Source organism: Desulfuromonas acetoxidans DSM 684 (assembly GCF_000167355.1).
GTDB lineage: Bacteria > Desulfobacterota > Desulfuromonadia > Desulfuromonadales > Desulfuromonadaceae > Desulfuromonas > Desulfuromonas acetoxidans.
Window position 1 is genome coordinate 132,819 of record NZ_AAEW02000009.1, and the last position, 21,545, is coordinate 154,363.

Below are 21,545 nucleotides of genomic sequence, written 5' to 3' on the forward strand. Positions count from 1 at the left end.
ACTTTTGACTGGCCGCTCAAAAGTATGCAAAAACCAGCTTGAACACCTCCTGAACCTGGATCAACCGACACAGAGTCTGTTTCCGTCATGCTCCACAGATTCGGCTCGCCGCCCTTTAGGTCGGCGAATCATGCAACTCATCACCTTTGGCGTAAAACCTTGATAACGATCTTTCGTCTTTCTTTAGTTCTGGTGTGGCGCCGATCTAACGGGTGGACAATGCCCACCCTGCAGTAGTTTGTTATTTAGCCTCCCAGCTCTCCCGTTCAGCAGCAGGCTGTATCAATATATGGCAAGAGCGAAAAGCTATCCCGGTGGCAACACCCCCTGCAACAAAGGAATCAACAACGCCGTTGCAATCCCATTCAGCCCAATCGCCAATCCGGCAATCGCCCCACCCAGCACATCAATCTCCAACATCCGTCCGGTGCCGATTCCATGCGCGGCGGTGCCCATGGCCAACCCCATGGAGGCCGGATCGGTGATGCGCAGCAGGCGGCAAAGGCTCGGGCCGATCAGAGCGCCAAAGCAGCCGGTCAGTACAACAACGGCCGCTGTCAGCGGGGTGATCGCGCCGATTTTGTCAGCAATGCCGATGGCAATCGGCGTGGTCACCGATTTGGGTGCCATGGTCAGGGCCAACTGACGACTGCCACCCATCAGCAGGATGATCCCCGAGGCGCTGACAATTGACGCCGTGGCTCCGGCAATAATACCCCCGGCAATCGGGATCAGCCGATGGGTGATCTCACTGCGGCGCTCATAGAGTGGTACGCCCAGAGCCACCACGGCCGGACCGAGCAGAAACAGGATCATGTCACCGCCCAGGGCATAGTCGTCATATGGAGTGCCGGTCACAGAGAGAAGAACAATGATGGCGATGATGGTCAGGATCACCGGATTGAACAAGGGATGCTGAAAACGGCGATAAAACAGACTGGCAAACTGAAAGATGATCAGGGTCAGGGCAATGCCGAACAGAGGCGTATGCAGTAGGCTGTCGCTCATGCTTTCCTCCGCCGGTGCAGTAGTTGATCGGTCAGGCCAGTAACGGCCAGCACCACCAGTGTACTGATTGTGGTGGCCAGAGTCAGGGGCAGCCATTGCTGTTGGATCAGTTCCGCGTAGACCATGACGCCGACGCCGGCGGGAATAAACAGCATCGACAGGTTGTCGAGCAGCAGTTGGGCCGCAACGCGTACCCATTCGAGCTGGATGATCTCCAGGCGCAGGGCGAACAGTAACAACACCATGCCGATGACGCTGCCTGGCAGGGGCAGGTCCAGTACGGTGGCGGTCACCTCGCCGAGGTATTGAAAACCGAGTAAGATGGCAAAGCCGCGTATCATCAGGGACTCCTGTGGTGGGTAAGTTTGAAGGTGTTTTAGTATAGCGATAATTATGGGCTTGTGGAGGTTAAATCTTAGGTGTTGAGTGTCAGCGATGTCATGGTACTCAACAAATAACCAGCTTAACTTATTTAACAATTAAACGTTAGTTCTGGCCAATGCTGATGGTTTGCATGAGTTGCTGGACTGAGAAACGGTTACAGGTCGGTTTTGCATCCTTTTGTCGGCATAAAAAGGATGGTTGTTGCCGGGGCGCGTCCCGTGGCTCTCATTGTGGGGGGGGATACCTCAACGTTACCGCCGCGAAGGGTACTTGTCGGGTGGGGAGATCACATAAACGGCAGAGATCCCTCGTGGTGATGGAGACACTCTGCCGTACTCAAACCATGCTTTGCTACGAAAGTTGTGATGACGTTTCGCTTTGCTCTTTTGCCCCAAATATCCAGGCCCCCCAGATACCAACTTCATAAAGTACGACAAAAGGCAATGCAATGGCTGTCTGGGAAAAGATATCCGGTGGGGTGAGTAAGGCACCAACAACAAAGCCACAAAGAAGGGCATATTTCCGATAACGACGTAACGTATGGTGATCGATGACGCCGAGGCATGACAGAAAAATCATGAAGATCGGCAGTTCAAAGACCACTCCAAATGCGAAAAGTAAGCGACAGCAAAGAGTAAGATATCCGGCCATAGAAAGCATGGCATTAATATCACCAAGGTTTGTGCCGAACGAGATCAGAAAGATGAAAACTTGTGGAAAAATAAGCGTAAAGCCGAAATAACAACCGCTTCCAAAACAGAGACAACTTGCCAGGACGAAGGGCAATGCAAGACGTTTTTCTCCATGGTAGAGTGCTGGAGAGATAAAGGACCATGCCTGCCATAAAAATATCGGCAATGCCAGAAGTGCCCCTGCCAGAGCACTAACCTTCAAATAGGTAAAGAACGGTTCTGTTGCGTGGATAAATACCAGCTGACTGCCCGTGGGTAGGGCATTGTGCAGCGGCGTGGACAGGAATGCAAACAGTTGCCCTGCCTGACTATAGCACACCGCGAAACACACCAGCCAAGCCAGGGCTGAAACAATCAGCCGCTGGCGCAGCTCGTCGAAGTGACTGAGATAATCGGCAAAACCAGTTTTCTTTGCATGAACCTGTTCATTCGCCATGGTTATGAACGCTTGTCTTGATCATGGTCTGACATGTCGATTTCAATAGAATTTTTTATTTCTTGAGTTGCATGGCGAAACTCGTTGAGTCCACGCCCCAATGCTTTGGCAATCGCGGGCATTTTTTTTGGTCCCATAACCACCAGGGCAAGGATTAAAATCATCATTAATTCAGGCAGGCCGATTCCAAACATACTCAATCTCCTGTGCTTTTAGGGCAAACAACTCGCGAAGCTTCATGCTTCTGTCTGGTCGATCTGCTGGTCATTGGCGTTTTCTTCCTTGAGCCCTCCTTTGAAGTTGGTAATCCCTTTGGCCAATGAACTGCCAAGCTGAGGAAGCTTTTTCGCGCCGAATAAAACAATGACAATAGCGAGAATGATCAACAGTTCTTGCATTCCTAATCCAAACATAAGAGTGTCCTTTTTTTAGGCCTGACTCAGGGGTGACGCACATTTTTACACGTTATGATCCACGCACTGATTCAGGTAAGAGTGAAACTGTCATTCAGGCAATCAACGGCCTGCCCGGAAAGGGCAGGCCGTTTAACGGATTGTCTACTTTTGAAAGTTGGGGTAGTTAAACGAATGACAACCAGCGCACATCGGTTTTCTCGAACTATGCTCACCGTGACATTCCATGCAGGGAACATCTTTTCCGTAGTGCATATTATTGTGCGGATTTTGCCATTTTTCGTCTTCGGGGCGGGCCGTTGTCTTGACCAGTTCTTCAAGGTCATGGCAGGCCAGACAGGCGTCATCCTCAGGTAAGCTCAGAGGGCTTTTGTTTAAGTGGCAAGAATCACACGCCTTTTCCTCATAGAATTCGGCGTGATAACTACGACCTTTAATACCATCGAACTGAGTAAGGCTATCTGCGGCCATGCTGGTATTTGCCAACAACATCAACAGCAGCACCAACATAAACCCTTGAATTGTAACTTTCATAACGTCTCCTTTTTTGACGGGAAGTCAAACGTTAAACGGGGTGGCGTTCTGCCTAACCCTTCATCATGGTTTCAGCCGCAGTCATTCCCATAACCATGCAGTCCGGAATGGAACAGCTGCCTAAGCGGCTGACGCCATGCATGCCCCCAGCAACCTCACCCGCTGCATACAGACCGGGAATGGGTTTCCATGTTGTGGAATCGATGACTCGCGCTTTAAGATCGATTTTAGCGCCACCCTGGCAATAGTGAACTTTTGGCCAGTTACGTACGGTGACAAAGGGTGCTTTAAGGTATTTCCCTTTGGCTTTTTTCATCGGCTTGCCAAACTGCTTGTCGACACCTGCCTTGACATAACCATTGTATTCATCAATTTGCTTTTTCAATGGCGCAAGAGGAATGTTGAAATGAGCGGCCAATTCTTCCAGAGTATCGAACTTCCAGCCGACGCCATATTTGAGCACTTTTTTCATTGTTGGGTGTTCTTTAGCGTGTTCATAGCTGGTGATGGTGACTGGTGGAAGCGGTTTTCCATCATCATCCCGGCAGGTAAGCTCAGCATCGGCACGGGTTTTCCGGTCGGCAATTTCATTCATGAACCGACGTCCGGTTTTCGGGTAAACGGAAATAGAATGAGCAAAGTTGTAGATGGAGTAGTTGGAGACATAGCCGAAACCATCTTCATCAGGAGAAGCCCATGGTCCGGTCTGGATGTAGGCCATGTGAACTGGAACAGCGCCGACATCAAACAACTCCAGAAGCGCCTCACCCGTGGCGTGGGGCAGGTTGGTGGAACCAACTTCCTCCGTCAATGTCGGATCCTGGGCACTGCGCAGCCCGACGTTGCGTGCAAAACCACCTGTGGCGATCAAAACCCCGCGCTGTGAGCGAACGTTGATTGCTGATCCCTCTTTACCGCGACCGAAATAATATCCTTCAAATATTTTTGCGCCGGCAACCTTGCCTTTGTCGTCAAAGATCAGGCTGTCGAACTTGGCTCGAGTCACCAGTCGGACGCCAAGGCGGCGACATTCTTTAATTAATGGCTGGGTGATTCCGGCGCCACAAGCAACGGTCGTCTGGTAGGTACGAGGGACAGAGTGTCCACCGAGTTGTTGCAGATAAGGGAAATACTCCGAACCAGCGTCCAACGTCATCTGCAAGGCTTCTTTGGCGCGTGTGGCGACATGTTTCAGCAACTCTTTATCGGCAACACCGCGACCGGCCTTGAGCTGGTCTTTGGTCATGATTTCGGGAGAATCGGTTACCCCCTCTTTTTTTTGCAAAGGTGAGTTTGGAACCGCAAACAAACCACCGTTAAAGGCGGAGTTGCCACCCAAAACAGGCATTTTGTCATAGATTACCACGTCTTTGGCTCCAAGACGTTTTGCCTGAATGGCCGCTGCGAGTCCGGCAAAACCTGAACCGATAATCACAACCTCATGCTCTTGATCCCAGCGTACATCACTTTTGCAGGACGTGGTGGCAAGAGCGGGACCGGCCAGGGTCACAGCCGCGCCAGCGACCCCCATGCCAATCAGGAATTTGCGGCGATCCGCCTGATGTCCTTTTGAGTCCTTCATGTTTGACCTCCGTAATGTGGTTTGACCTCCCCGCTAATCGGGACGGAATGAACCGGTTGATTTTCCGTATGGTGAAATAAATGCCGTATTAAAACGTATCAACATTGATTCAGGTTACAAGTGCACCACGTACCGCTGACCAGATTTTTGTTATGTGCTGATTTTTGGCTGGTGTGCTTTGGCGTAAAAGTTAGCAGGCAATGTGGTGTGTCGGTAGGTCAGTTATCGGGGTTTTGTCGGGTATAAATGACTACCCGATAGAGGGGAAATGTTCGTTTTCTTGCGTAAAATGATCAGATGAGCGTGATCCTGGTGCAGGTTTGTGGAATGGGGTAAAAGGAGGTTTGGTTGTATGGCGGGGCTGCACAGCCCTCCCCTTCAATCGGGTGGGCTGCGCGTGATCATTCCTGTCCCGTAGTGGTGACTCAACACGGTTTCATGGCAGCGTCACTGCGTGCAGCCCCGGCGTTTTTTCCTGCAATACGACCGAACACCAGACAATCGACAATCGCATTGCTGCCGAGCCGACTGGCGCCGTGAATGCCACCGGTCACTTCACCCGCCGCAAAAAGGCCGGGAATAGGCTGGTGGTCGTGGATTGAAAGCACTTGGGCATGGCTGTTGATCTGAATCCCGCCCATACAATGATGCACTTTCGGCAAAAGTCGGATTGCGTAAAAAGGAGGTTTTGCAATCGGCTTAAGGTCCTTCACCAACGGCTTTCCAAATTCGATGTCACGGCCATGGGATAAAGATAAGTTATAACGTTCCAGAGTCTGATGCAGCTGTGGTAGTGGAATCGTATAAAATGCCGCTAACTCCTCAAGGGAGTTGAATTTTTTAACGACTCCGCGCTTCAGGCATTTATCGAGGGTGCTGGCATTTTTGACCCCTTCGCTGTCAACGATTGCGACAGGTGTAATGTTTTTCATCAACATGGCATCGGTGCGAAGTTTTCGGTCGGACAGTTCGTTGACAAAACGTTTACCGCTGCTGGAGTCGACCATGATTCCGTACGGAAACCCTGCCAGCAGCGTGAACATTGAACCGACACCCCAGCCTTTTTCATCAAGTGAAGCCCAGGGGCCAAGTTGTATCCATGACAAGTGGACGGGGATGGCACCGACCTGTAGCGCACTGCTCAAGCCTTCGCCGGTAGCACCGACGTGATTGGTGCTATCGATATTTTCTCCCAGCCGTGGGTCTTGACTTGTGCGCAAAAGGATATCGCGACTGAAACCGCCGGTGGCGAGAACGACCCCTCGATGAGCACGGAGTCGTTGTACGTTCCCTGAATCGCTGTTGGGAAACAGATAATTATCGCGTATTTCAACGCCTTGAATGTGGCCGCGCTGATCGGTGATCAGGCGCGTGAGTTGTGATTTCATCTGTACCGGAATCGCCATCTTATGGCACTCGGCGAGTAATGGTTGGATAATTCCCGAACCCGTGCTGGTCGCGGTAATGTACGTTCGAGGGACACTATGTCCGCCAAGGTGGTTCAAACTGTCCTGGTACTCAACACCTAATTTTTCAATGGTCCAACGCAGCACGTCACCGGATTGTTCCGCAACCAAGCGGGCCAATTCAGGGTGATTTAAACCCATTCCTGCTTTGAGCATATCGTTAAACATCAGTTCAGGGCTGTCTTCTATCCCTTTATGGTGCTGCAAAGGGGAACCGGCTACAGCAATCAGGCCACCGCTGATTGCAGAGTTCCCACCTGGGATACGCATTTTTTCGAGTACCACGGTACGTGCTCCGGTCTGGGCGGCCTCGATCGCAGCCGCCAAACCGGCAAAACCGGAACCGATAACGACAACATCGTATTCCTGATCCCACGGCTGATCATCATATGTCATGGAGTTACACCGATCTGGGCCAGAGTCAGTCATCAGAACCTCCCAGTTCACAATTTCGGCTTGTCAGATAACTGTGGAGATTGATCTCTTTACCACGAAGGTCCAGCTTTTTTCGAATATTTTTGCGATGGGTCTGAATGGTTTCAAAAGACAAGTTCATGGCTTCGCAGATCTCCTTACTACTTAAACCGGCTTTGATAAATCGGCAGATTTTTAGCTCACTTTTGCTCAATTTCATCAGGCCGGCATCCAAAGAATGCTCAAACCCGGTTGTCAATGCGACCAGTTGCGCTTTGAGCAGGTCAAAATATTGGTCAACCATCTCATCTTCAAGATTTCTTCTGATCCTTTCCAGTCCTGGAACAAGTTCGGTACGGATTCGATTTGTCAGATTTTGTTCAAATTCACGACGGTCACTTTCGATGCTTTTCAACACGTTGCGTAACGTGACATTCATCTCCTCCGATTGCAGCTTCTCTTCACGCAGCCCATTTTCCAGGGCACGCTGTTCTGTGATGTCACGTATGATGACAGGCCAGAAACGCTGCCCTTGCAGATCCATACGCGTCATTGTGATTTCACTGGGAAAGGTCGTCCCATTAACATAGAGACTGGTCACTTCGGCGCTACGCCGTTGCCCTTCCAGTAGATTTTCACTCAGTGCCATCAGAGTGAGACAACCATCAGGGTCTGTCAGCGTGCAGAATGCTGTGCCGATGAGGACTTCAAGGGGGATCCCATACATCTCGCTGGCTTGTTGGTTGGCTTTGATGATTTCCCGATCACTGTCAATTAGCAGGATTCCTTTGCCTACCGACTGAAATATCGCATCAAGCATTTTTTCTGATCGCGTCAGAGCCTGTGTGCGTTCTGCAACGCGTTGTTCTAACAGTTGGCGATGGTCAACCATGCAGGTAATATCGTTCAATAACAGCATCAAGCCCTGGTCGGTCAGACTTGTGTGCCCAATCGGAAGAATTTGCAGGTTGAACACCTGATGATATTGATCGCGTTGTAATGTCAGTTCATGTGGTTGATGTGGAGGGAATCGGGTAAGAAACTGGTCAAGGTCAGAGATCGTTTGATCGAACAAAGATGCACAAAATTCTCCCAGAAGAGGGTGGCCTGAATAAAACACACGTGCTTCCGGGTTTGCGTCGGTGACGATGCCTTGCTGGTCTGTGATCAAGACCAGGTTGCTCGTCGCTTTAAAAATGTTTTCGTACGTGGCTGTTTCGCGAGCCAGCTGACGATTGGTTTGTTCAAGATCAGCCAGAGCCTCGTCATTTCCACGGTGGTGCCAATCCTTGAGAAGTCTTGTTTCAATCGTTTGGGTGAGACGGTGAAGGCGCAGGATGATTTGCTGTTTCGTTGACTCCGCAGCGACACTTTGCACAATCAACTGTTCCATCGCCGTCCACATCCCCTTAAATACGATAAGGCTCTGGGGAACTGATATCCCCCGACTACGCTGATATTTGCTGGCGTTTATAAAGTAAGACACCGCTGGGTCGTTGGGAGATAACTCACATGCCGGATTGACATCGAGCTTTTCCAATGTCGCAACCAGAAGCAAAAAACCTTTGCGCCAGTCGTCGTCGGAAAAGGGTGATTCGATAGAGTCGAACTGCTCCAGCTGTCTTTGCCACAGGTGGTGAAAATGGTCAAGACCCTCAACCAGTTGTCCCAGCAGGTCATTGATCATGGCTTCCCCTTGTCATCTAAGTTGTCCTGATAGCGCTACAATCGTGTGATGAATGAAGTCAGATTCCTATGTTGTTCCAGTGCGTTTGTCAGGTTTTTTAAACGTCGGCATCATTTTAAAAAGCCTGACTCAGACTGCAATGCACAGTCAGAAACACCATTCAATCATCGCTCGACCTACATCTTTTGTCGAGAGGAAAAGATTGGTTACATCTGGTGATTTCTCGAAATGACGATTTGATTTTTGGCGTTGTTTTCGATTTGAATTCGCTCCACATTTACTGTGATAAACCTTTTTTGCAGGCGTGGAAGCCTGCGTCACGTGGGTACCAAGCGATGTGAACGGATGAAACTCGCCAGAGCAATCAGATTTGTTACATGAACCACTGAAGATCAAGCTCAAAGTCAAGACCGCTGGGTTTTGGCCCGGCAGGCAACATGAATGACAGGCGATTATAAGCGCGTGATGCGTCATTCTTAGTCATGATTCTCTGCCATACTCCATCCAAGGCGACAAAAGAACGTTTATCTGATAAGCTCGGCTGTTCCGCGTGATTTTTATCTCATGGGGTTCTGCACCGGAATGAAAAAAGACTGGAATAGATGGTTAAATCCGCATACAATAAATAACAATTTAGGTAATAATTATCTTGCAAACCAAAAGAGAGATCATGGACGCACCCGTCATCGTTACCATGGGGGATCCCGCCGGCATTGGCCCGGAAATTATTATTAAAGCCTGGATTACCGGGGCTCTAGACGCTTTTGACATGCCGCTGGTAATTGCCGGAGATGTGGCGATTTTGCACCGCGCCGCACGGGTGCTTAAGTGCGAGGTGGCGTTTGAAGTCGGCCAACAGGGCGAAGCGGTATTGATTCACCAAGGTCGGCGTTTACGTGTCAAACCGTTGTCGATTCTCGATCCGGCAGATGTTCCGTTCGGTGAGATTCAGGCTGAATGTGGTGAGGCGATGCTCGACTATATTGAGTGGGCCTGCGAACAGTGTCGCATGGGCCGGGCTGCCGCCATGGTCACTGCGCCGATTCAAAAAGAGGCGATCCGTGCCGCCGGTTGCAACTTTCCCGGCCATACCGAATTGCTGGCTGAACGCTGCGGTGTCGATAAGGTGGTGATGATGCTCGGTGGCGAGCGCCTCAAGGTGTGTCTGGTCACCACTCATCTGGCATTACGCGATGTGCCGCAGGCGGTTACCGTCGAAGAGATTGATGCGACCCTGCGGGTGACGGATGCGGCATTTCGCCGTTATTTTACGTCCGACGCACCGCGTATCGCTGTGCTGGCTCTCAATCCCCACGCCGGTGAAGGTGGCTTGTTTGGTGACGAGGAACAGCGGCTGATCGCTCCGGCCATTGAGCGGGCGCGTCAGGCCGGGATGGATGTGTCCGGGCCGCACAGTGCCGACACCCTGTTTCACTTTGCCGTGCAGGGCGCGTATGACGCCGTGGTGTGCATGTACCACGACCAAGGGCTGATTCCGTTGAAGCTGCTCCATTTTGACGATGGCGTTAATGTTACGCTGGGGCTGCCGATTATTCGCACTTCCGTGGATCACGGTACGGCCTATGATCTGGCCGGAACCGGCCGGGCCAGTTGCGAGAGTCTGGTGGCGGCGCTTCGCACCGCCGTCGCTATGCATCACCGTGCCGAAGAAAATAGCCTTACGTAAAGAACGGCCCTCCAGGGTTGTGAAAGAGAACGGTTATGATCGATAAAATCATTGTCAAAGGTGCCCGTGAGCACAATCTGAAAGATATCGACGTCGAGATCCCTCGCGACAAACTGGTGGTGGTGACCGGGGTGTCCGGCTCGGGCAAGTCGACCCTGGCTTTTGACACCATCTACGCCGAAGGGCAGCGACGCTATGTTGAGAGTCTGTCGGCCTATGCCCGCCAGTTTCTTGAGCAGATGGAAAAGCCCGATGTCGACAGCATCGACGGGTTGTCGCCGGCCATCTCCATTGAACAGAAAACCACGTCAAAAAATCCCCGCTCCACTGTGGGCACGGTGACCGAGATTTACGATTATCTGCGCCTGCTGTTTGCCCGTATCGGCAAGGTGTTCTGCCATCACTGTGGCCGCGAGATTGCCGCCCAGAGTGTGCAACAGATGGTCGATCAGGTGATGAGTTTTCCCGAGCGTACCAAGTTGCTGATTCTGGCACCGCTGGTCAAGGGGCGAAAAGGGGAATACCGTAAAGAGTTACAGCAGTTGCAAGCGGATGGCTTTGTCCGGGTACGCATCGACGGCGCGCTTTATGAGCTGGCCGAGACCCCGGAGCTGGACAAGAAAAAGAAGCACACCATTGAGGTGGTCGTTGACCGCCTGATCGTCAAGGAGGGGATTGAAAGCCGTCTGGCCGACTCGCTGGAAACCGCTTTGCGTCTTGGTGATGGTCTGGTCATGGTGCAGGATGTCGATGGAGCCTGTCATCAGTTTTCGGAAAAACATGCCTGTATCGATTGCGGCATCTCGTATGCCGAGGTGGAGCCGCGCATGTTTTCGTTTAACAATCCCCACGGCGCCTGCCCGGACTGTTCCGGCCTGGGGACACGTAATTATTTTGATCCGGACCAGGTGGTGCCCCATGCCGATCTGACCCTGCGTGAGGGTGCTATTGCCCCATGGGTGACGCGCAAGGGGTTCTATTATCAGCAACTGCTCGAATCGCTGGCCGACCATTACGGTTTTGACACCAACACGCCGTATCGCGATCTGTCGGAACGGATTCGTAAGATTCTGATGTACGGCTCCGGCGATGAAGAGATCCGCTTTTACTATGATCAGGGCGAACGGCGTCATTTTTATCACAAGGTGTTTGAGGGGGTGGTCCCTAACCTCGAGCGCCGTTATCGCGATAGTGACAGCGATACCATGCGCGAAAAGCTGGAGCAGTACATGGACATCATGCCCTGCCCCAGTTGCCACGGCGCACGCCTGCGCCCGGAGTCGCTGCATGTCAAGGTTGACGATAAAAGCATCTATGAGCTGTGTGAGCTGTCGGTGGCCGGGGCGCTGGACTTTTTCAACAACCTGCAATTGAGCAGCAAGGATGCCGAGATCGGCCAACGGATTCTCAAAGAGATCCGAGAACGGCTTGGTTTTCTGGTGCAGGTTGGTCTCGATTATCTGACCTTGAATCGTGCCGCAGGTACCCTGTCCGGTGGCGAAGGACAGCGCATCCGTCTGGCCACTCAGATTGGTTCGTCATTGATGGGCGTGCTGTACATCCTCGACGAACCGTCCATTGGTCTGCATCAGCGCGATAATCGCCGTTTGCTGGAAACCCTGGTTCACTTACGCGATCTGGGCAACACGGTGCTGGTGGTAGAGCACGACGAAGAGACGATTCTCGAAGCGGATTATGTCCTCGACATGGGACCGGCCGCCGGTGTCCATGGTGGCGAAGTGGTTTCTGAAGGCACGCCAAAAGAGATTGTCGCAGACCCCAAGTCGCTTACCGGCCGCTATCTCAGTGGCGAGTTGGAGGTGCCAGTGCCGTCACAGCGGCGGACGGCTGAGCGTTGGCTGGAGGTTCTTGGGGCCGAGGCCAACAATCTGCAACAAGTCGATGCCCGCTTTCCTCTCGGCGTTATGACCTGTGTCACCGGTGTGTCCGGCTCTGGCAAGTCAACGTTGGTGATCGATACCCTGTATCGCAGTCTTGCCCAGCACCTTAACCGCAGCCGCGAGAAGTCCGGTAAGCTCAAGGGGATCAGTGGTCTGGAGCACCTGGATAAAGTGGTGGATATCGATCAGTCCCCCATCGGCCGTACGCCACGCTCCAACCCGGCCACCTACACCGGCGTGTTCAGCGATATTCGTGAGCTGTTTGCCCAATTGCCGGAAGCTAAAATTCGCGGCTACAAGCCGGGACGTTTTTCGTTCAATGTCAAGGGCGGCCGCTGCGAGGCGTGTAACGGCGATGGTGTGCTGAAAATTGAGATGCACTTTTTACCCGATGTCTATGTGCAGTGCGAAGTGTGCGGTGGTGCGCGCTACAACCGTGAGACCCTGCAGGTGCATTACAAGGGCAAAAGCATCGCCGATATTCTCGACATGACGGTCAATCAGGCCAGCAAGTTTCTCGAAAACATTCCGCGTATTCACAACAAACTGCAGACGATCCGCGATGTCGGCCTCGGCTACATCAAGCTGGGCCAAAGCGCCACCACCCTGTCCGGGGGCGAGGCACAGCGGGTTAAGTTGGCCAAGGAGCTCGGAAAACGGGCCACCGGGCGCACTATTTATATTCTCGATGAGCCGACCACCGGTCTTCACTTTGACGATGTGCGCAAGTTGATGGAGGTATTGCACCGGTTAGTGGACACCGGCAACACCGTGATTATCATTGAGCACAACCTTGATGTGATCAAAACCGCCGACCATGTTATCGATCTCGGCCCCGAAGGGGGCAGTGGCGGCGGGATGATTGTTGCCAGCGGCACGCCGGAACAGGTGGCGCTTAACAGCCACTCCCATACCGGCCGATATTTGCGCTCTTATCTCGATCTTGTGTAAATAACAAACAGCCGTGCATGCAACCAATTTTTCAGTTAGAATGTGCATTCATCATCTTATTCTAACTGTTGTCAGGAGGTTGCATGCCCGCTCGTCTGTTGCTTCTCGGTGTCCTATTCTGTTTTAGTGTGATTGTGGCCGTGTCACCAGCGGTAGCGCAAGAAAGCGCACCGTCGTTGTGGAGTCTTGGTATTGCCAACGATAGCTTCTTTGATCAGGATCGTGGTTATACCAGTGGTTGGGATATTGCTTTCACTCCCCAGGCGTCACCATTTACAGTACGGATCGGCCAGGATATCTATACGCCGGACCGTGATAACAGCGAGATGCCTCCTCCCGGACAGCACCCCTACGCAGCCTGGTTATATGCCCGCGGCGATTATCGCTATCAGCTCTGCCCAGTGGTTCTGATGACCACCAGCGTCAGTTTCGGTACCACCGGAGAGCGGGCCTTGGGCGAAGAGTTTCAGGATGTGGCGCATCAGGTTCTCGGTTTTGATGAGTATGAAGGCTGGGACAGCCAGGTTTCCGAGCGCTGGGGCTGGATTGTCGGTGTTGAACTGCTGTGGCAACAGCCTCTGCTCAGGACACCTGCAGGTTATGGCCTGGATCTGATCACCATGCTGGAAGGCCAGGGGGGCAATATCCTTGTTGATCTCAGTGCGGGAGTCGGAGTGCGCTTTGGCTATCACCTCCCTGAACTCTCGGCGACGCCCGAACCAAATGCGCCAAAATCAGTCTATTTTACCCTGTATGGAGAGCGCAAAATCGTTGATAAGAACGTGTTTCTCGAAGGGGTGAGCAGCAGAGATTACAGTGTTGAGCCGGAACGGGGTGTGAATACTCTGAGTTGCGGTGTCCATTGGCGCGAAGGGGCTTATCAGGTTGACCTCGATTTTTATTTTCCCGAGCAGGAGTTTAAAGACCAGGACCTGACCTATCGCTATGGGGTGCTGCGTTTGAGTTACTGGTACTAATTTCCCATTTTTCCGGATTACTGAAAAAGGGTTCTTCATTTTTGAAGCGCCCTTTTTTTATGGGCAGGTCAGGAATGGTCTTAATGCGCGCTGTGGGACTGGACCATACGTAGCGGTGGCCGCTGCTGGTCTTCGAGCCAGCGGCACATAGTGCGGAATACCTCAATTTCGCTGATTTCAGCGAGGTTGCGTAAGTCGATGGCAATGCCGGTGCTGTTCATGCGCAAAAACTCCATGTCCCACAGATCGCAGGGGGTGAGTTTTCCACTGCGGTAGTCCTGCTTGCACGGCGTGTAAAGGTGCAGGTTTTGGCGGAAATAGGTCATTTTGGCAACGCATAGATCGTAGAAAGAGAAGACCAGCTCAAGGATGTGGCAGCGACGAAAAGCGCGATGCGTCGCATAAGGATGGTCGGGACGATTAGCAAAGCAGCGTACCCAGTAGATCTTGTTGTCGACCTGTTTGGGAACCAGCTTGAATTTTTTGATCAACTGCTGTTTTTCTGTAGGCAGTTCATTGAGAAGTTGGTCGTCGTTAATCATATGCAGATCCTTGGCAGGAGATGAACGATTAGCGAGTCCAAACTAAATCAGATGATTTGATATGTCCAATTGGAATTACTGATTATTTAATCGAAGCCTATCAGGCGGGGAAATAAAAAAGCCGAGGCGTAGGCCTCGGCTTGGAAGGATGATCTTAACCAAAATTATTCGAATTCATAAGGCCAGGCAAGGACGCCGCCTTCCATGTAGCGGACATTGGTAAAACCGGCCTGTTGCAGAATAATCTGCGCTTCGAAGCCGCGCAGGCTCAGCTTGCAAAATGGAATAATCAACTGATCCTTGGGAAGCTCGTCAAGACGTTTGCGCAGCGCTCCGAGCGGCACCAGCGTGGCACCTGGAATACGGATCTCCTCGTATTCAGCAGGAGAGCGGACATCCAGAAGGATGACAGGCTCACCGCTGTTGACAAGGTCAACCGCTTCACAAGGACTCATGCTGTCAGCCAGGCCGTCGAGCTTGTTACGCATGGCATTGGCCGCCTGAATCAGAGCATCCATCGCATTGGCGAACGGCGGTGCGTAACACAGATCAAACTGGGCGAGTTGGTCGACCGTAGCGCCCATGGTCACGGCTGAGGCAACGACATCGAGGCGTTTATCAACCACACCCGGGCCGACGATCTGGGCACCGAGCAGTTTGCGAGTTTGCCGGTCGGCGATCAGCTTGATAATGATCGGTTTGTTGCCGGGATACAGATGGGCGATATCCGGTGAGGTGGCAATCAGGCTGACGGAGTCGTAGCCGTTAAGGCGGGCATCTTCAGCGCTGAGACCGGTGCGGGCAACATTCAGATCAAAAACTTTAACCACCAGGCTGCCGAGAATACCGGGAAAGCGATCTGCTTGACCGGCGATTACGTTGGCGGCAACGCGGCCGTGTTTATTGGCTGTGGAACCGAGTGGGACATAGACGGGCTTACCGGTCAATTGGTCAATGGACTCGACACAGTCACCAACGGCATAGATGGCGGGATCGTTGGTCTGCATCTGGTCGTTAACGGCAATGGCGCCGGTTGTTCCCAGTTCGATACCGGCATCCTTGGCCAGCTCCGTAACCGGCCGCACGCCAATAGCCATAATCACCATGTCAGCCGGGTATTCCCCCTGCTCAGTGATCACTTTTTCAACGCGGTCCTGTCCTTCGATGCGCAGCAGCGGTTCCGCCAGGCGCAGGTTGACGCCGTTTTTACGCAGTTCCCGATGGACAATGGCCGCGCTGCTGAAATCAAGGGCCGTGGCCATCACCTGATCCTTCATCTCCAGCAGAGTGACGTTGATCCCGCGTTTGGTGAGGGCTTCTGCCACTTCCAAACCAATCAGACCGCCACCGACCACCACGGCATTTTTGGCGGTGTCGGCCAGTGCGTCAAGTTGTTCGGCGTGTTCCATGGTCTTGAGCGGAAGAACACCGTCCAGATCGTGACCGGGAACCGGAGGAACTATCGGTGTATTCCCTGTCGCCATCACTAAGGTGTCATAGCTGAGGGTTTGGACACGATCCTCGTCAAGAGAGCGGATGGTGACCGTTTTGGCATCGCGATCAATGGCTGTTGCTTCGCTACGGGTTAGCGTGGTGAATCCTTTGACATTGGCAAAAAACGTCTCGTCACGCAGGACACCGACAGGTGTTTTGCGGACCTCCATCAGGTCGTCATAGAGACCTTCAATATAATAGGGTAATGGACAGGCGCCGTAAGAGATGTTTTTGGTTCGATCAATGACGGTAATTTCAGCATCGGCATCAAGGCGACGTAGACGACAAGCGGTTTTCATACCCGCTGCAACACCACCAACGATGAGGATTTTACGAGAATGCATAATCGGAAACTCCTTGTAAACATCATTTCATCAAAGTTGTCACCATATACCGAATGGCCATTGTTTTCTACCGCCAAACGGCAAAAAAAGCATTTTTTATTGGAATGTTATGCGAATGTTAATTCTATTATTGCTGTGTTTTTAACCTGTAAAAAAGGGCCACTGTATGACTGCGATGTGATTTGTTATAGTTAAGACTGTTGCCGGAGTTTCCAGGTAAAAATGCTCAGGTTGGTAACAGATGGGAGGTTGCATGGAGAAATGTCCTGAATGTCATGAACCGCAAAAGGGGAAATACTGGTGCCGCAACTGCAAGCGGGTGTTTGTCTGTCCCAATCCGCAATGTGGTGCTGAAATGTCTCAAGCGCGCGATAACTGTCCGCGCTGTGGCTTGTTGTTTGAAGATTATATCGTGCGACGCAAAATGTATCGCCGCTGTCCGAAATGCAAAAAAAAGCAGGGGCTGTCGGACAATCAGTGCCGTTATTGCCAGTACTGGTTCACCTGCCCAACCTGTGGCCATCCGGTGACGTCCACCAGTATGTTGAGCTGCCCACGCTGCGCAACCCGGCTGCGTTAGGCGGAACGAGGGGTTATGAACGGATTTTCTGTGGGCATCGTGATCGTGAACCTGCTGTCATTCGTGGTTGCGGTTCACGCCTTGCTCAACAAGCGCGATCCGCGTGCGGCGCTGGCCTGGATCATTGTCTGTCTGGCGCTGCCCGGAGTCGGTGTGGTGCTCTACTGGCTGATGGGGGTCAATCGCATCCGCACGCGGGCATTGCGCTGGCAGCGGCGTGGCGAAGGGATCTATGTTGCCGAAGAGGAAGCGCCGTGCGAGAAGAGTGTTGTGCTGCGCACCCCGTTTCATACCCAGAACTATCAGTTGCAACGCCACCTGGCCGATGCTGTAACGCGGCGCCCGCTTGTTGGCGGCAACCGGGTGGTGCCGCTATACAACGGCGAGCAGGCCTACCCGGTTATGCTCAAATCGATTCGTGCCGCCGAGCGCAGTATCGATCTGTCCAGCTATATTTTTGACACCCAATTTTGTGGGCGTGAGTTTGTCCAGGCGCTGATTGAACGAGCGGAAGCGGGCGTTGCCGTGCGGGTCCTGGTGGATGGCCTCGGCGAGTGTTATTCCTGGCCACGGGTGCATACTCTGTTTGACAAGACCCCGGTGCAGGTGGTGCGCTTTCTGCCGTTGTCACTGTTTCGACGCGGAATGCACCTTAATTTGCGCAATCACCGTAAATTGCTGATTGTTGATGGCAGGGTCGGCTTTGCCGGCGGCATGAACATCAGCCAACGGCATCTGGTACAGAAAAAACGCCATGATGTACGACCACGTGAGCGGGTTGTCGATATTCACTTTAAAGTGGAAGGCCCGGTGGTTCGGCAGATGCTGGAAGTGTTTCAGGAGGACTGGCAGTTTGCCGGTGGCAGGCCGTTTGAGCTCGACCCCACTCCACCCTGTCTTGGCGGCCCGGACAGCTTGTGTCGAGGGATCAGCGCCGGACCGAACGAAGACTATGAAAAGCTGGTGTGGATTGTTGTTGGTGCGCTAAATTGTGCGCGCAAGCGGGTTTCGATCATGACGCCCTACTTTATTCCCGATCGTTCCATGGTCACCGCCATGAACAGCGCCGCCTTGCGTGGCGTCAATGTCGAGATTGTCCTGCCGGTAAGAAATAACCTGCCTTATGTCCACTGGGCGAGTCGCGGTGCCTTCTGGGAACTGCTCGAATACGGCGTTAAGATTTATTACCAGCCACCTCCATTTGCCCACAGTAAATTGCTGTTGATGGACGATCACTATGCCCTGATCGGCTCAGCCAATATGGATCCGCGCAGTCAGCGCCTCAATTTTGAATTCAACCTTGAAGTGTACGATAAAAGTTTCAATGCCGAGATGCGTCACCATTTCGACACCACTGTGGCCAAATCCCAAGCCATCAGCCTCGACGAGATGGATGGGCGTCCGGTCTGGCAAAAAATGCGCGACAACTTTTTCCGCCTGTTTACTCCGTTCCTTTAGCAGGCTGTTGAAAAACAGCCTGTGGAGCCTATGGACGGGCGATCAAAATCAAGGACAGGTTTTCAAGTCCTTGATTTTGTGAGCAAGACGGAAATCGGATTTTCGGCTTGCGTCGTTGGGAAATCCCCGGACGGGATTTTCTCAACATCCTGTTAGTCGGGGGCCAGAGGGCCGGCTGCTGGTGTTTAGTCACCGCATTACGCATCCTCCTGGCGCTGGAGAATCTTGTCTCCGGCCGGTGATTCGATCACGTCGCGCAATGCCGTGACAACACTGGCTTCATAATGCTGTGGCAGGTTTTCCAGCTCGTTTAGAGCCTCGGCGATACTTTTCCCGGTGCGATGCGCCCGCGGTTCCACCATGGCACAGAAGCTGTTGATGACGCTCAGAACACGTGCGGTGAACAGAATTTCGTCACCCTGTAACCCTTTCGGGTAGCCACTGCCGTCGAGATGTTCATTGATCTGGTAGATGGTTTCCGGCACTGGCAACTCAAACGGTATCGGGCGCAGGATGCGGGCGGAATGCTCGACATGCTGCTCGACTTCATGACGCTCCTCGTCGCTCAGCGGCCGTTGGGCGGCAATCAGGTTTTTGTCGATGAACATTTTGCCAATCTGTGACAAGTTGGCCGCCATTTCAACCGTGGCCACCTGCTGCTTGTTGCCGCCGAGCTGTTTCATCACTTCCTTGCTGAGTTGGCGCAAGCGTTGGCTGTGACCTGCCAGATAGGTGTCGTTGAGTTCAATGGCACTGACCAGAGCTTCAACGGTTCGGCGGATGGCGCGTTCGTGACGTTTCTGGCTTTCCACCAGCTCAGTAATGTCACTCATCACTGTGATAATCCCGCCGAGCTGATCCGATTTCTCAAAAAGAGGCGCTTTAGAGATCAGCACATGGGCCGGTTGAGATTGCAGGTAAAGGGTCTCCTGAACACTGATGGGCTTGGCTTCAGCCACCACCTGCTGGTCAAGCTTTTCCAGGCGTTTGGCGGTATCAAAACCGAAAACGGCACAATCGTCGCGATCAAGAATCTCCGTTAGTTCACGTCCCAATGCCTTGACCATGGCCGGATTGGCATACTGATAAAGGCCGCGAATGTCTTTGAGGCAGATAAAGTCGTCAATGTTGTCATTGATGTTGTTAAGCAGTTGGCGTTGTTTATCAATCTGTTCGGCCAGAGATTTAAAATGGCGGGCAGTTTCGCGGTTTTTCAGACCAATCTGCTGAAACCACAAAATCCCAAAACCCAGCGAAAAAACACCCATAAGCAGAGCGGAAATGCTCCAGGCTGTTCGGGCATGACGACTCAGACTGGCGCGTGCTGCCGTGTATTCCACTTCCTCGACAATCCACCAAGGCAACCGTTGTAACGGGATGGCCAGAGAGTAAACCTTGTTGCCGCTCTGCAGGCCGGGACGAACCGCAAAGGGCAGTGTGTTGTCGATGATTTGCGGCGAAAGGCCATTGAGTGGCGCGATCTGTTCCGGCATCCATGGCGTGACGACCGCCAGACCCTTGTTGGTACTTTGCAGCAGGTGAACCCGTTCCCCCTGCTCGATCAGCGGTGATGCCGACAGCAGCTGATTGATTTTCTCCGTGACGACTTTGGTCAGAATGAGAACGGCCACGACAGTGCTTTGCTTCTCGTCACTGTCGAGAGAAAACAGCGGCAGGGCCATGTCAATGATCAGTCCGGCCGAGGTGGCCTGCAGGGCGGAAAATTGCGCTGTTGCCGAATTTAAAACCTGCTGGGACAAAGCCTTCTGTTGTTCGGACAGATGGCTGATGCCGCTGTCTGTGGACAGGTAGGCCTGACCATTGGGATGGACCAGGCGTCCGGACAGAAAACCGGCATAATGACTGAATTCGATGAAAATATTTTGCAGTTCAGGAAGTTGGGCGCGCAATGCTGCAGCTTCATCGTCAGTGGTTGGGGTCCATTCGGGAGTGATCAGGGCGGAGATATCCTCTTCGATCAGATCCACTTCGGTTGCGTAGAGCCGGAACAGGTCTGAATTGACAATGCGGTCGCCTTGGCGAATCAGCCCCTCAAGCCAGGTGTCGATCACCTGGGCATGGCTGGTCGCCAGCAGGGACAGGCGCTGCTCCAGGGAACGTTCTGTCTGCCGCTCCTTATCACGAATGCTCCACGAGGAGCCGATGATGGTGCCGATGGCAATGGCCGTGATCACGACAATGGCCAGCAACAGGGTTCTGCGTCGGGACATCAGCAGCCGGGTCTGTGGTGGCGGACTTAAAAATGGTGTTGTGACCATGGTTATTCTCCTGTGTCAGTACGCGTTGGCAAGGCCGTAGAGCGTGGCTTGATATGGATCCAGCGCGTGTTTTCATTGACTGAATACTGAGGCAGATAGTGCTGATAGCGGTGGTGTGAAAACACCGGATCAGAAAGATTGTCCAGTATCAGGATGTCGTTTTGTGTGTAAACGGCCAGCACCGCGTGGGTAATGGTCCGGATGGTGTCGTGAAGAATGACGATGCGCATCCGGTCAGGGGCCACACCGAGGTGCCGCAGGGCAAAATATTTACAGATAGCGTAATCCTCACAGTCGCCGGAGTGGCGTAAAAACTCCAGCGGGGTCGCCCAGTAGTCCTTTTTTTGCCAGACCTCGCGATCCAGACGATAGGGCCAGCGGTTGAAAAAACGGTTGACGGTTTTCAACTGCTCCATCAGTGGTGCATCGGTCAGTTGGGTGACCACTTGCTGCCATTCGCGGGCGGCACGGATGCCGGTGTCCTGTTGCGGCGAGCTGAACCGGTTCATCTCATCGTCGCCAAGGGGTAAAACACGTTGCCAGTTTTTCAAAGCGGTCAGTGTGCCGCGAAACTCATAGGAGTCGAATACGCCTGTCGGTGGTGGTCTATCCGCGGCCGTTGTTTTCGGAGACGAGGCCTGTACCGGCGAACATCCGACCGTGGACAGCAATAGTCCCAACAGGATCAGGGCACGTATGTTATTCCATCCCGGCAA

The 21,545-nt window shown here is 52.8% G+C and carries 18 protein-coding genes; 5 read left to right on the plus strand and 13 right to left on the minus strand.

The window, feature by feature from the left end; genetic code table 11:
• Positions 1 to 306 precede the first annotated feature (306 nt).
• The 9 genes from DACE_RS09365 to DACE_RS17280 form a co-directional block, all read right to left on the minus strand.
• Positions 307 to 1,008: an LrgB family protein gene (locus DACE_RS09365; protein ID WP_006000653.1), complete on the minus strand. Its 702-nt coding sequence runs from the start codon at positions 1,006 to 1,008 to the stop codon at positions 307 to 309.
• Positions 1,005 to 1,349 carry a CidA/LrgA family protein gene (locus tag DACE_RS09370; RefSeq protein WP_006000654.1) on the minus strand — a complete coding sequence of 115 codons (345 nt, stop codon included), beginning with the start codon at positions 1,347 to 1,349 and terminating at the stop codon, positions 1,005 to 1,007. The genes DACE_RS09365 and DACE_RS09370 overlap by 4 nt, the downstream gene beginning before the upstream one ends.
• A gap of 394 nt (positions 1,350 to 1,743) precedes the next feature.
• Complete coding sequence (gene tatC / locus DACE_RS09375; RefSeq protein ID WP_006000655.1) at positions 1,744 to 2,520, minus strand: twin-arginine translocase subunit TatC; 777 nt, start codon at positions 2,518 to 2,520, stop codon at positions 1,744 to 1,746.
• Positions 2,521 to 2,522: 2 nt separating this feature from the next.
• Complete coding sequence (locus DACE_RS09380) at positions 2,523 to 2,714, minus strand: twin-arginine translocase TatA/TatE family subunit (protein WP_040366750.1); 192 nt, start codon at positions 2,712 to 2,714, stop codon at positions 2,523 to 2,525.
• Between the two features lie 42 nt (positions 2,715 to 2,756).
• Complete coding sequence (locus DACE_RS09385) at positions 2,757 to 2,933, minus strand: twin-arginine translocase TatA/TatE family subunit (RefSeq protein WP_006000657.1); 177 nt, start codon at positions 2,931 to 2,933, stop codon at positions 2,757 to 2,759.
• A gap of 144 nt (positions 2,934 to 3,077) precedes the next feature.
• Positions 3,078 to 3,467 carry a cytochrome c3 family protein gene (locus DACE_RS09390; RefSeq protein WP_006000658.1) on the minus strand — a complete coding sequence of 130 codons (390 nt, stop codon included), beginning with the start codon at positions 3,465 to 3,467 and terminating at the stop codon, positions 3,078 to 3,080.
• A 52-nt stretch (positions 3,468 to 3,519) separates the two neighbouring features.
• Complete coding sequence (locus DACE_RS09395; protein WP_006000659.1) at positions 3,520 to 5,049, minus strand: flavocytochrome c; 1,530 nt, start codon at positions 5,047 to 5,049, stop codon at positions 3,520 to 3,522.
• Positions 5,050 to 5,474: 425 nt separating this feature from the next.
• Positions 5,475 to 6,944, minus strand: coding sequence for a flavocytochrome c (locus DACE_RS09400; RefSeq protein WP_006000660.1), 1,470 nt, complete (start codon positions 6,942 to 6,944; stop codon positions 5,475 to 5,477).
• Positions 6,937 to 8,616 (minus strand): PAS domain S-box protein, encoded by a 1,680-nt coding sequence (locus DACE_RS17280; RefSeq protein WP_006000662.1) that lies wholly within the window; start codon positions 8,614 to 8,616, stop codon positions 6,937 to 6,939. Before DACE_RS17280 ends, DACE_RS09400 begins: the two co-directional genes overlap by 8 nt.
• A 670-nt stretch (positions 8,617 to 9,286) precedes the next feature.
• Between DACE_RS17280 and pdxA the strand changes: the two genes are divergently transcribed.
• The 3 genes from pdxA to DACE_RS09420 all read left to right on the plus strand — a co-directional run bounded on the left by pdxA (position 9,287) and on the right by DACE_RS09420 (position 14,132).
• Entirely contained in the window at positions 9,287 to 10,303 is a 1,017-nt protein-coding gene (pdxA, locus tag DACE_RS09410; RefSeq protein WP_006000664.1) for a 4-hydroxythreonine-4-phosphate dehydrogenase PdxA, read from the plus strand.
• Between the two features lie 35 nt (positions 10,304 to 10,338).
• Positions 10,339 to 13,155, plus strand: a complete 2,817-nt coding sequence (uvrA, locus tag DACE_RS09415; protein WP_006000666.1) for an excinuclease ABC subunit UvrA — start codon at positions 10,339 to 10,341, stop codon at positions 13,153 to 13,155.
• 83 nt (positions 13,156 to 13,238) lie between these two features.
• Positions 13,239 to 14,132: a lipid A deacylase LpxR family protein gene (locus DACE_RS09420; protein WP_006000668.1), complete on the plus strand. Its 894-nt coding sequence runs from the start codon at positions 13,239 to 13,241 to the stop codon at positions 14,130 to 14,132.
• 80 nt (positions 14,133 to 14,212) lie between these two features.
• On the opposite strand, the gene DACE_RS09425 is transcribed toward DACE_RS09420, so the two are convergent.
• Both DACE_RS09425 and DACE_RS09430 read right to left on the minus strand, forming a co-directional pair.
• Positions 14,213 to 14,674, minus strand: a complete 462-nt coding sequence (locus DACE_RS09425) for a hypothetical protein (RefSeq protein ID WP_006000670.1) — start codon at positions 14,672 to 14,674, stop codon at positions 14,213 to 14,215.
• 164 nt (positions 14,675 to 14,838) lie between these two features.
• A complete protein-coding gene (locus tag DACE_RS09430; protein ID WP_006000671.1) occupies positions 14,839 to 16,512 on the minus strand; it encodes an FAD-dependent oxidoreductase in 1,674 nt (557 codons plus the stop codon).
• Positions 16,513 to 16,765: 253 nt separating this feature from the next.
• Here DACE_RS09430 and DACE_RS09440 point away from each other — a divergent pair, with 253 nt between their 5' ends.
• Positions 16,766 to 17,092, plus strand: a complete 327-nt coding sequence (locus DACE_RS09440; RefSeq protein WP_155809079.1) for a hypothetical protein — start codon at positions 16,766 to 16,768, stop codon at positions 17,090 to 17,092.
• A gap of 15 nt (positions 17,093 to 17,107) precedes the next feature.
• Positions 17,108 to 18,550, plus strand: a complete 1,443-nt coding sequence (gene cls / locus DACE_RS09445) for a cardiolipin synthase (protein ID WP_006000673.1) — start codon at positions 17,108 to 17,110, stop codon at positions 18,548 to 18,550.
• Positions 18,551 to 18,747: 197 nt separating this feature from the next.
• Here cls and DACE_RS09450 read toward each other — a convergent pair whose 3' ends face one another.
• Both DACE_RS09450 and DACE_RS09455 read right to left on the minus strand, forming a co-directional pair.
• Positions 18,748 to 20,829: an HD-GYP domain-containing protein gene (locus DACE_RS09450; RefSeq protein WP_006000674.1), complete on the minus strand. Its 2,082-nt coding sequence runs from the start codon at positions 20,827 to 20,829 to the stop codon at positions 18,748 to 18,750.
• 2 nt (positions 20,830 to 20,831) lie between these two features.
• The gene (locus tag DACE_RS09455) at positions 20,832 to 21,545 is read right to left on the minus strand and encodes a transglutaminase-like cysteine peptidase (protein ID WP_006000675.1); all 714 of its coding nucleotides are present in this window, start codon (positions 21,543 to 21,545) and stop codon (positions 20,832 to 20,834) included.

Coding starts and splice junctions, on each gene's coding strand:
- DACE_RS09365 (WP_006000653.1), bottom strand. CDS start 1,008: ATGAGCGACAGCCTACTGCATACGCCTCTGTTCGGCATTGCCCTGACC.
- DACE_RS09370 (WP_006000654.1), bottom strand. CDS start 1,349: ATGATACGCGGCTTTGCCATCTTACTCGGTTTTCAATACCTCGGCGAG.
- tatC (WP_006000655.1), bottom strand. CDS start 2,520: ATGGCGAATGAACAGGTTCATGCAAAGAAAACTGGTTTTGCCGATTAT.
- DACE_RS09380 (WP_040366750.1), bottom strand. CDS start 2,714: ATGTTTGGAATCGGCCTGCCTGAATTAATGATGATTTTAATCCTTGCC.
- DACE_RS09385 (WP_006000657.1), bottom strand. CDS start 2,933: ATGTTTGGATTAGGAATGCAAGAACTGTTGATCATTCTCGCTATTGTC.
- DACE_RS09390 (WP_006000658.1), bottom strand. CDS start 3,467: ATGAAAGTTACAATTCAAGGGTTTATGTTGGTGCTGCTGTTGATGTTG.
- DACE_RS09395 (WP_006000659.1), bottom strand. CDS start 5,049: ATGAAGGACTCAAAAGGACATCAGGCGGATCGCCGCAAATTCCTGATT.
- DACE_RS09400 (WP_006000660.1), bottom strand. CDS start 6,944: ATGACTGACTCTGGCCCAGATCGGTGTAACTCCATGACATATGATGAT.
- DACE_RS17280 (WP_006000662.1), bottom strand. CDS start 8,616: ATGATCAATGACCTGCTGGGACAACTGGTTGAGGGTCTTGACCATTTT.
- pdxA (WP_006000664.1), top strand. CDS start 9,287: ATGGACGCACCCGTCATCGTTACCATGGGGGATCCCGCCGGCATTGGC.
- uvrA (WP_006000666.1), top strand. CDS start 10,339: ATGATCGATAAAATCATTGTCAAAGGTGCCCGTGAGCACAATCTGAAA.
- DACE_RS09420 (WP_006000668.1), top strand. CDS start 13,239: ATGCCCGCTCGTCTGTTGCTTCTCGGTGTCCTATTCTGTTTTAGTGTG.
- DACE_RS09425 (WP_006000670.1), bottom strand. CDS start 14,674: ATGATTAACGACGACCAACTTCTCAATGAACTGCCTACAGAAAAACAG.
- DACE_RS09430 (WP_006000671.1), bottom strand. CDS start 16,512: ATGCATTCTCGTAAAATCCTCATCGTTGGTGGTGTTGCAGCGGGTATG.
- DACE_RS09440 (WP_155809079.1), top strand. CDS start 16,766: ATGGAGAAATGTCCTGAATGTCATGAACCGCAAAAGGGGAAATACTGG.
- cls (WP_006000673.1), top strand. CDS start 17,108: ATGAACGGATTTTCTGTGGGCATCGTGATCGTGAACCTGCTGTCATTC.
- DACE_RS09450 (WP_006000674.1), bottom strand. CDS start 20,829: ATGGTCACAACACCATTTTTAAGTCCGCCACCACAGACCCGGCTGCTG.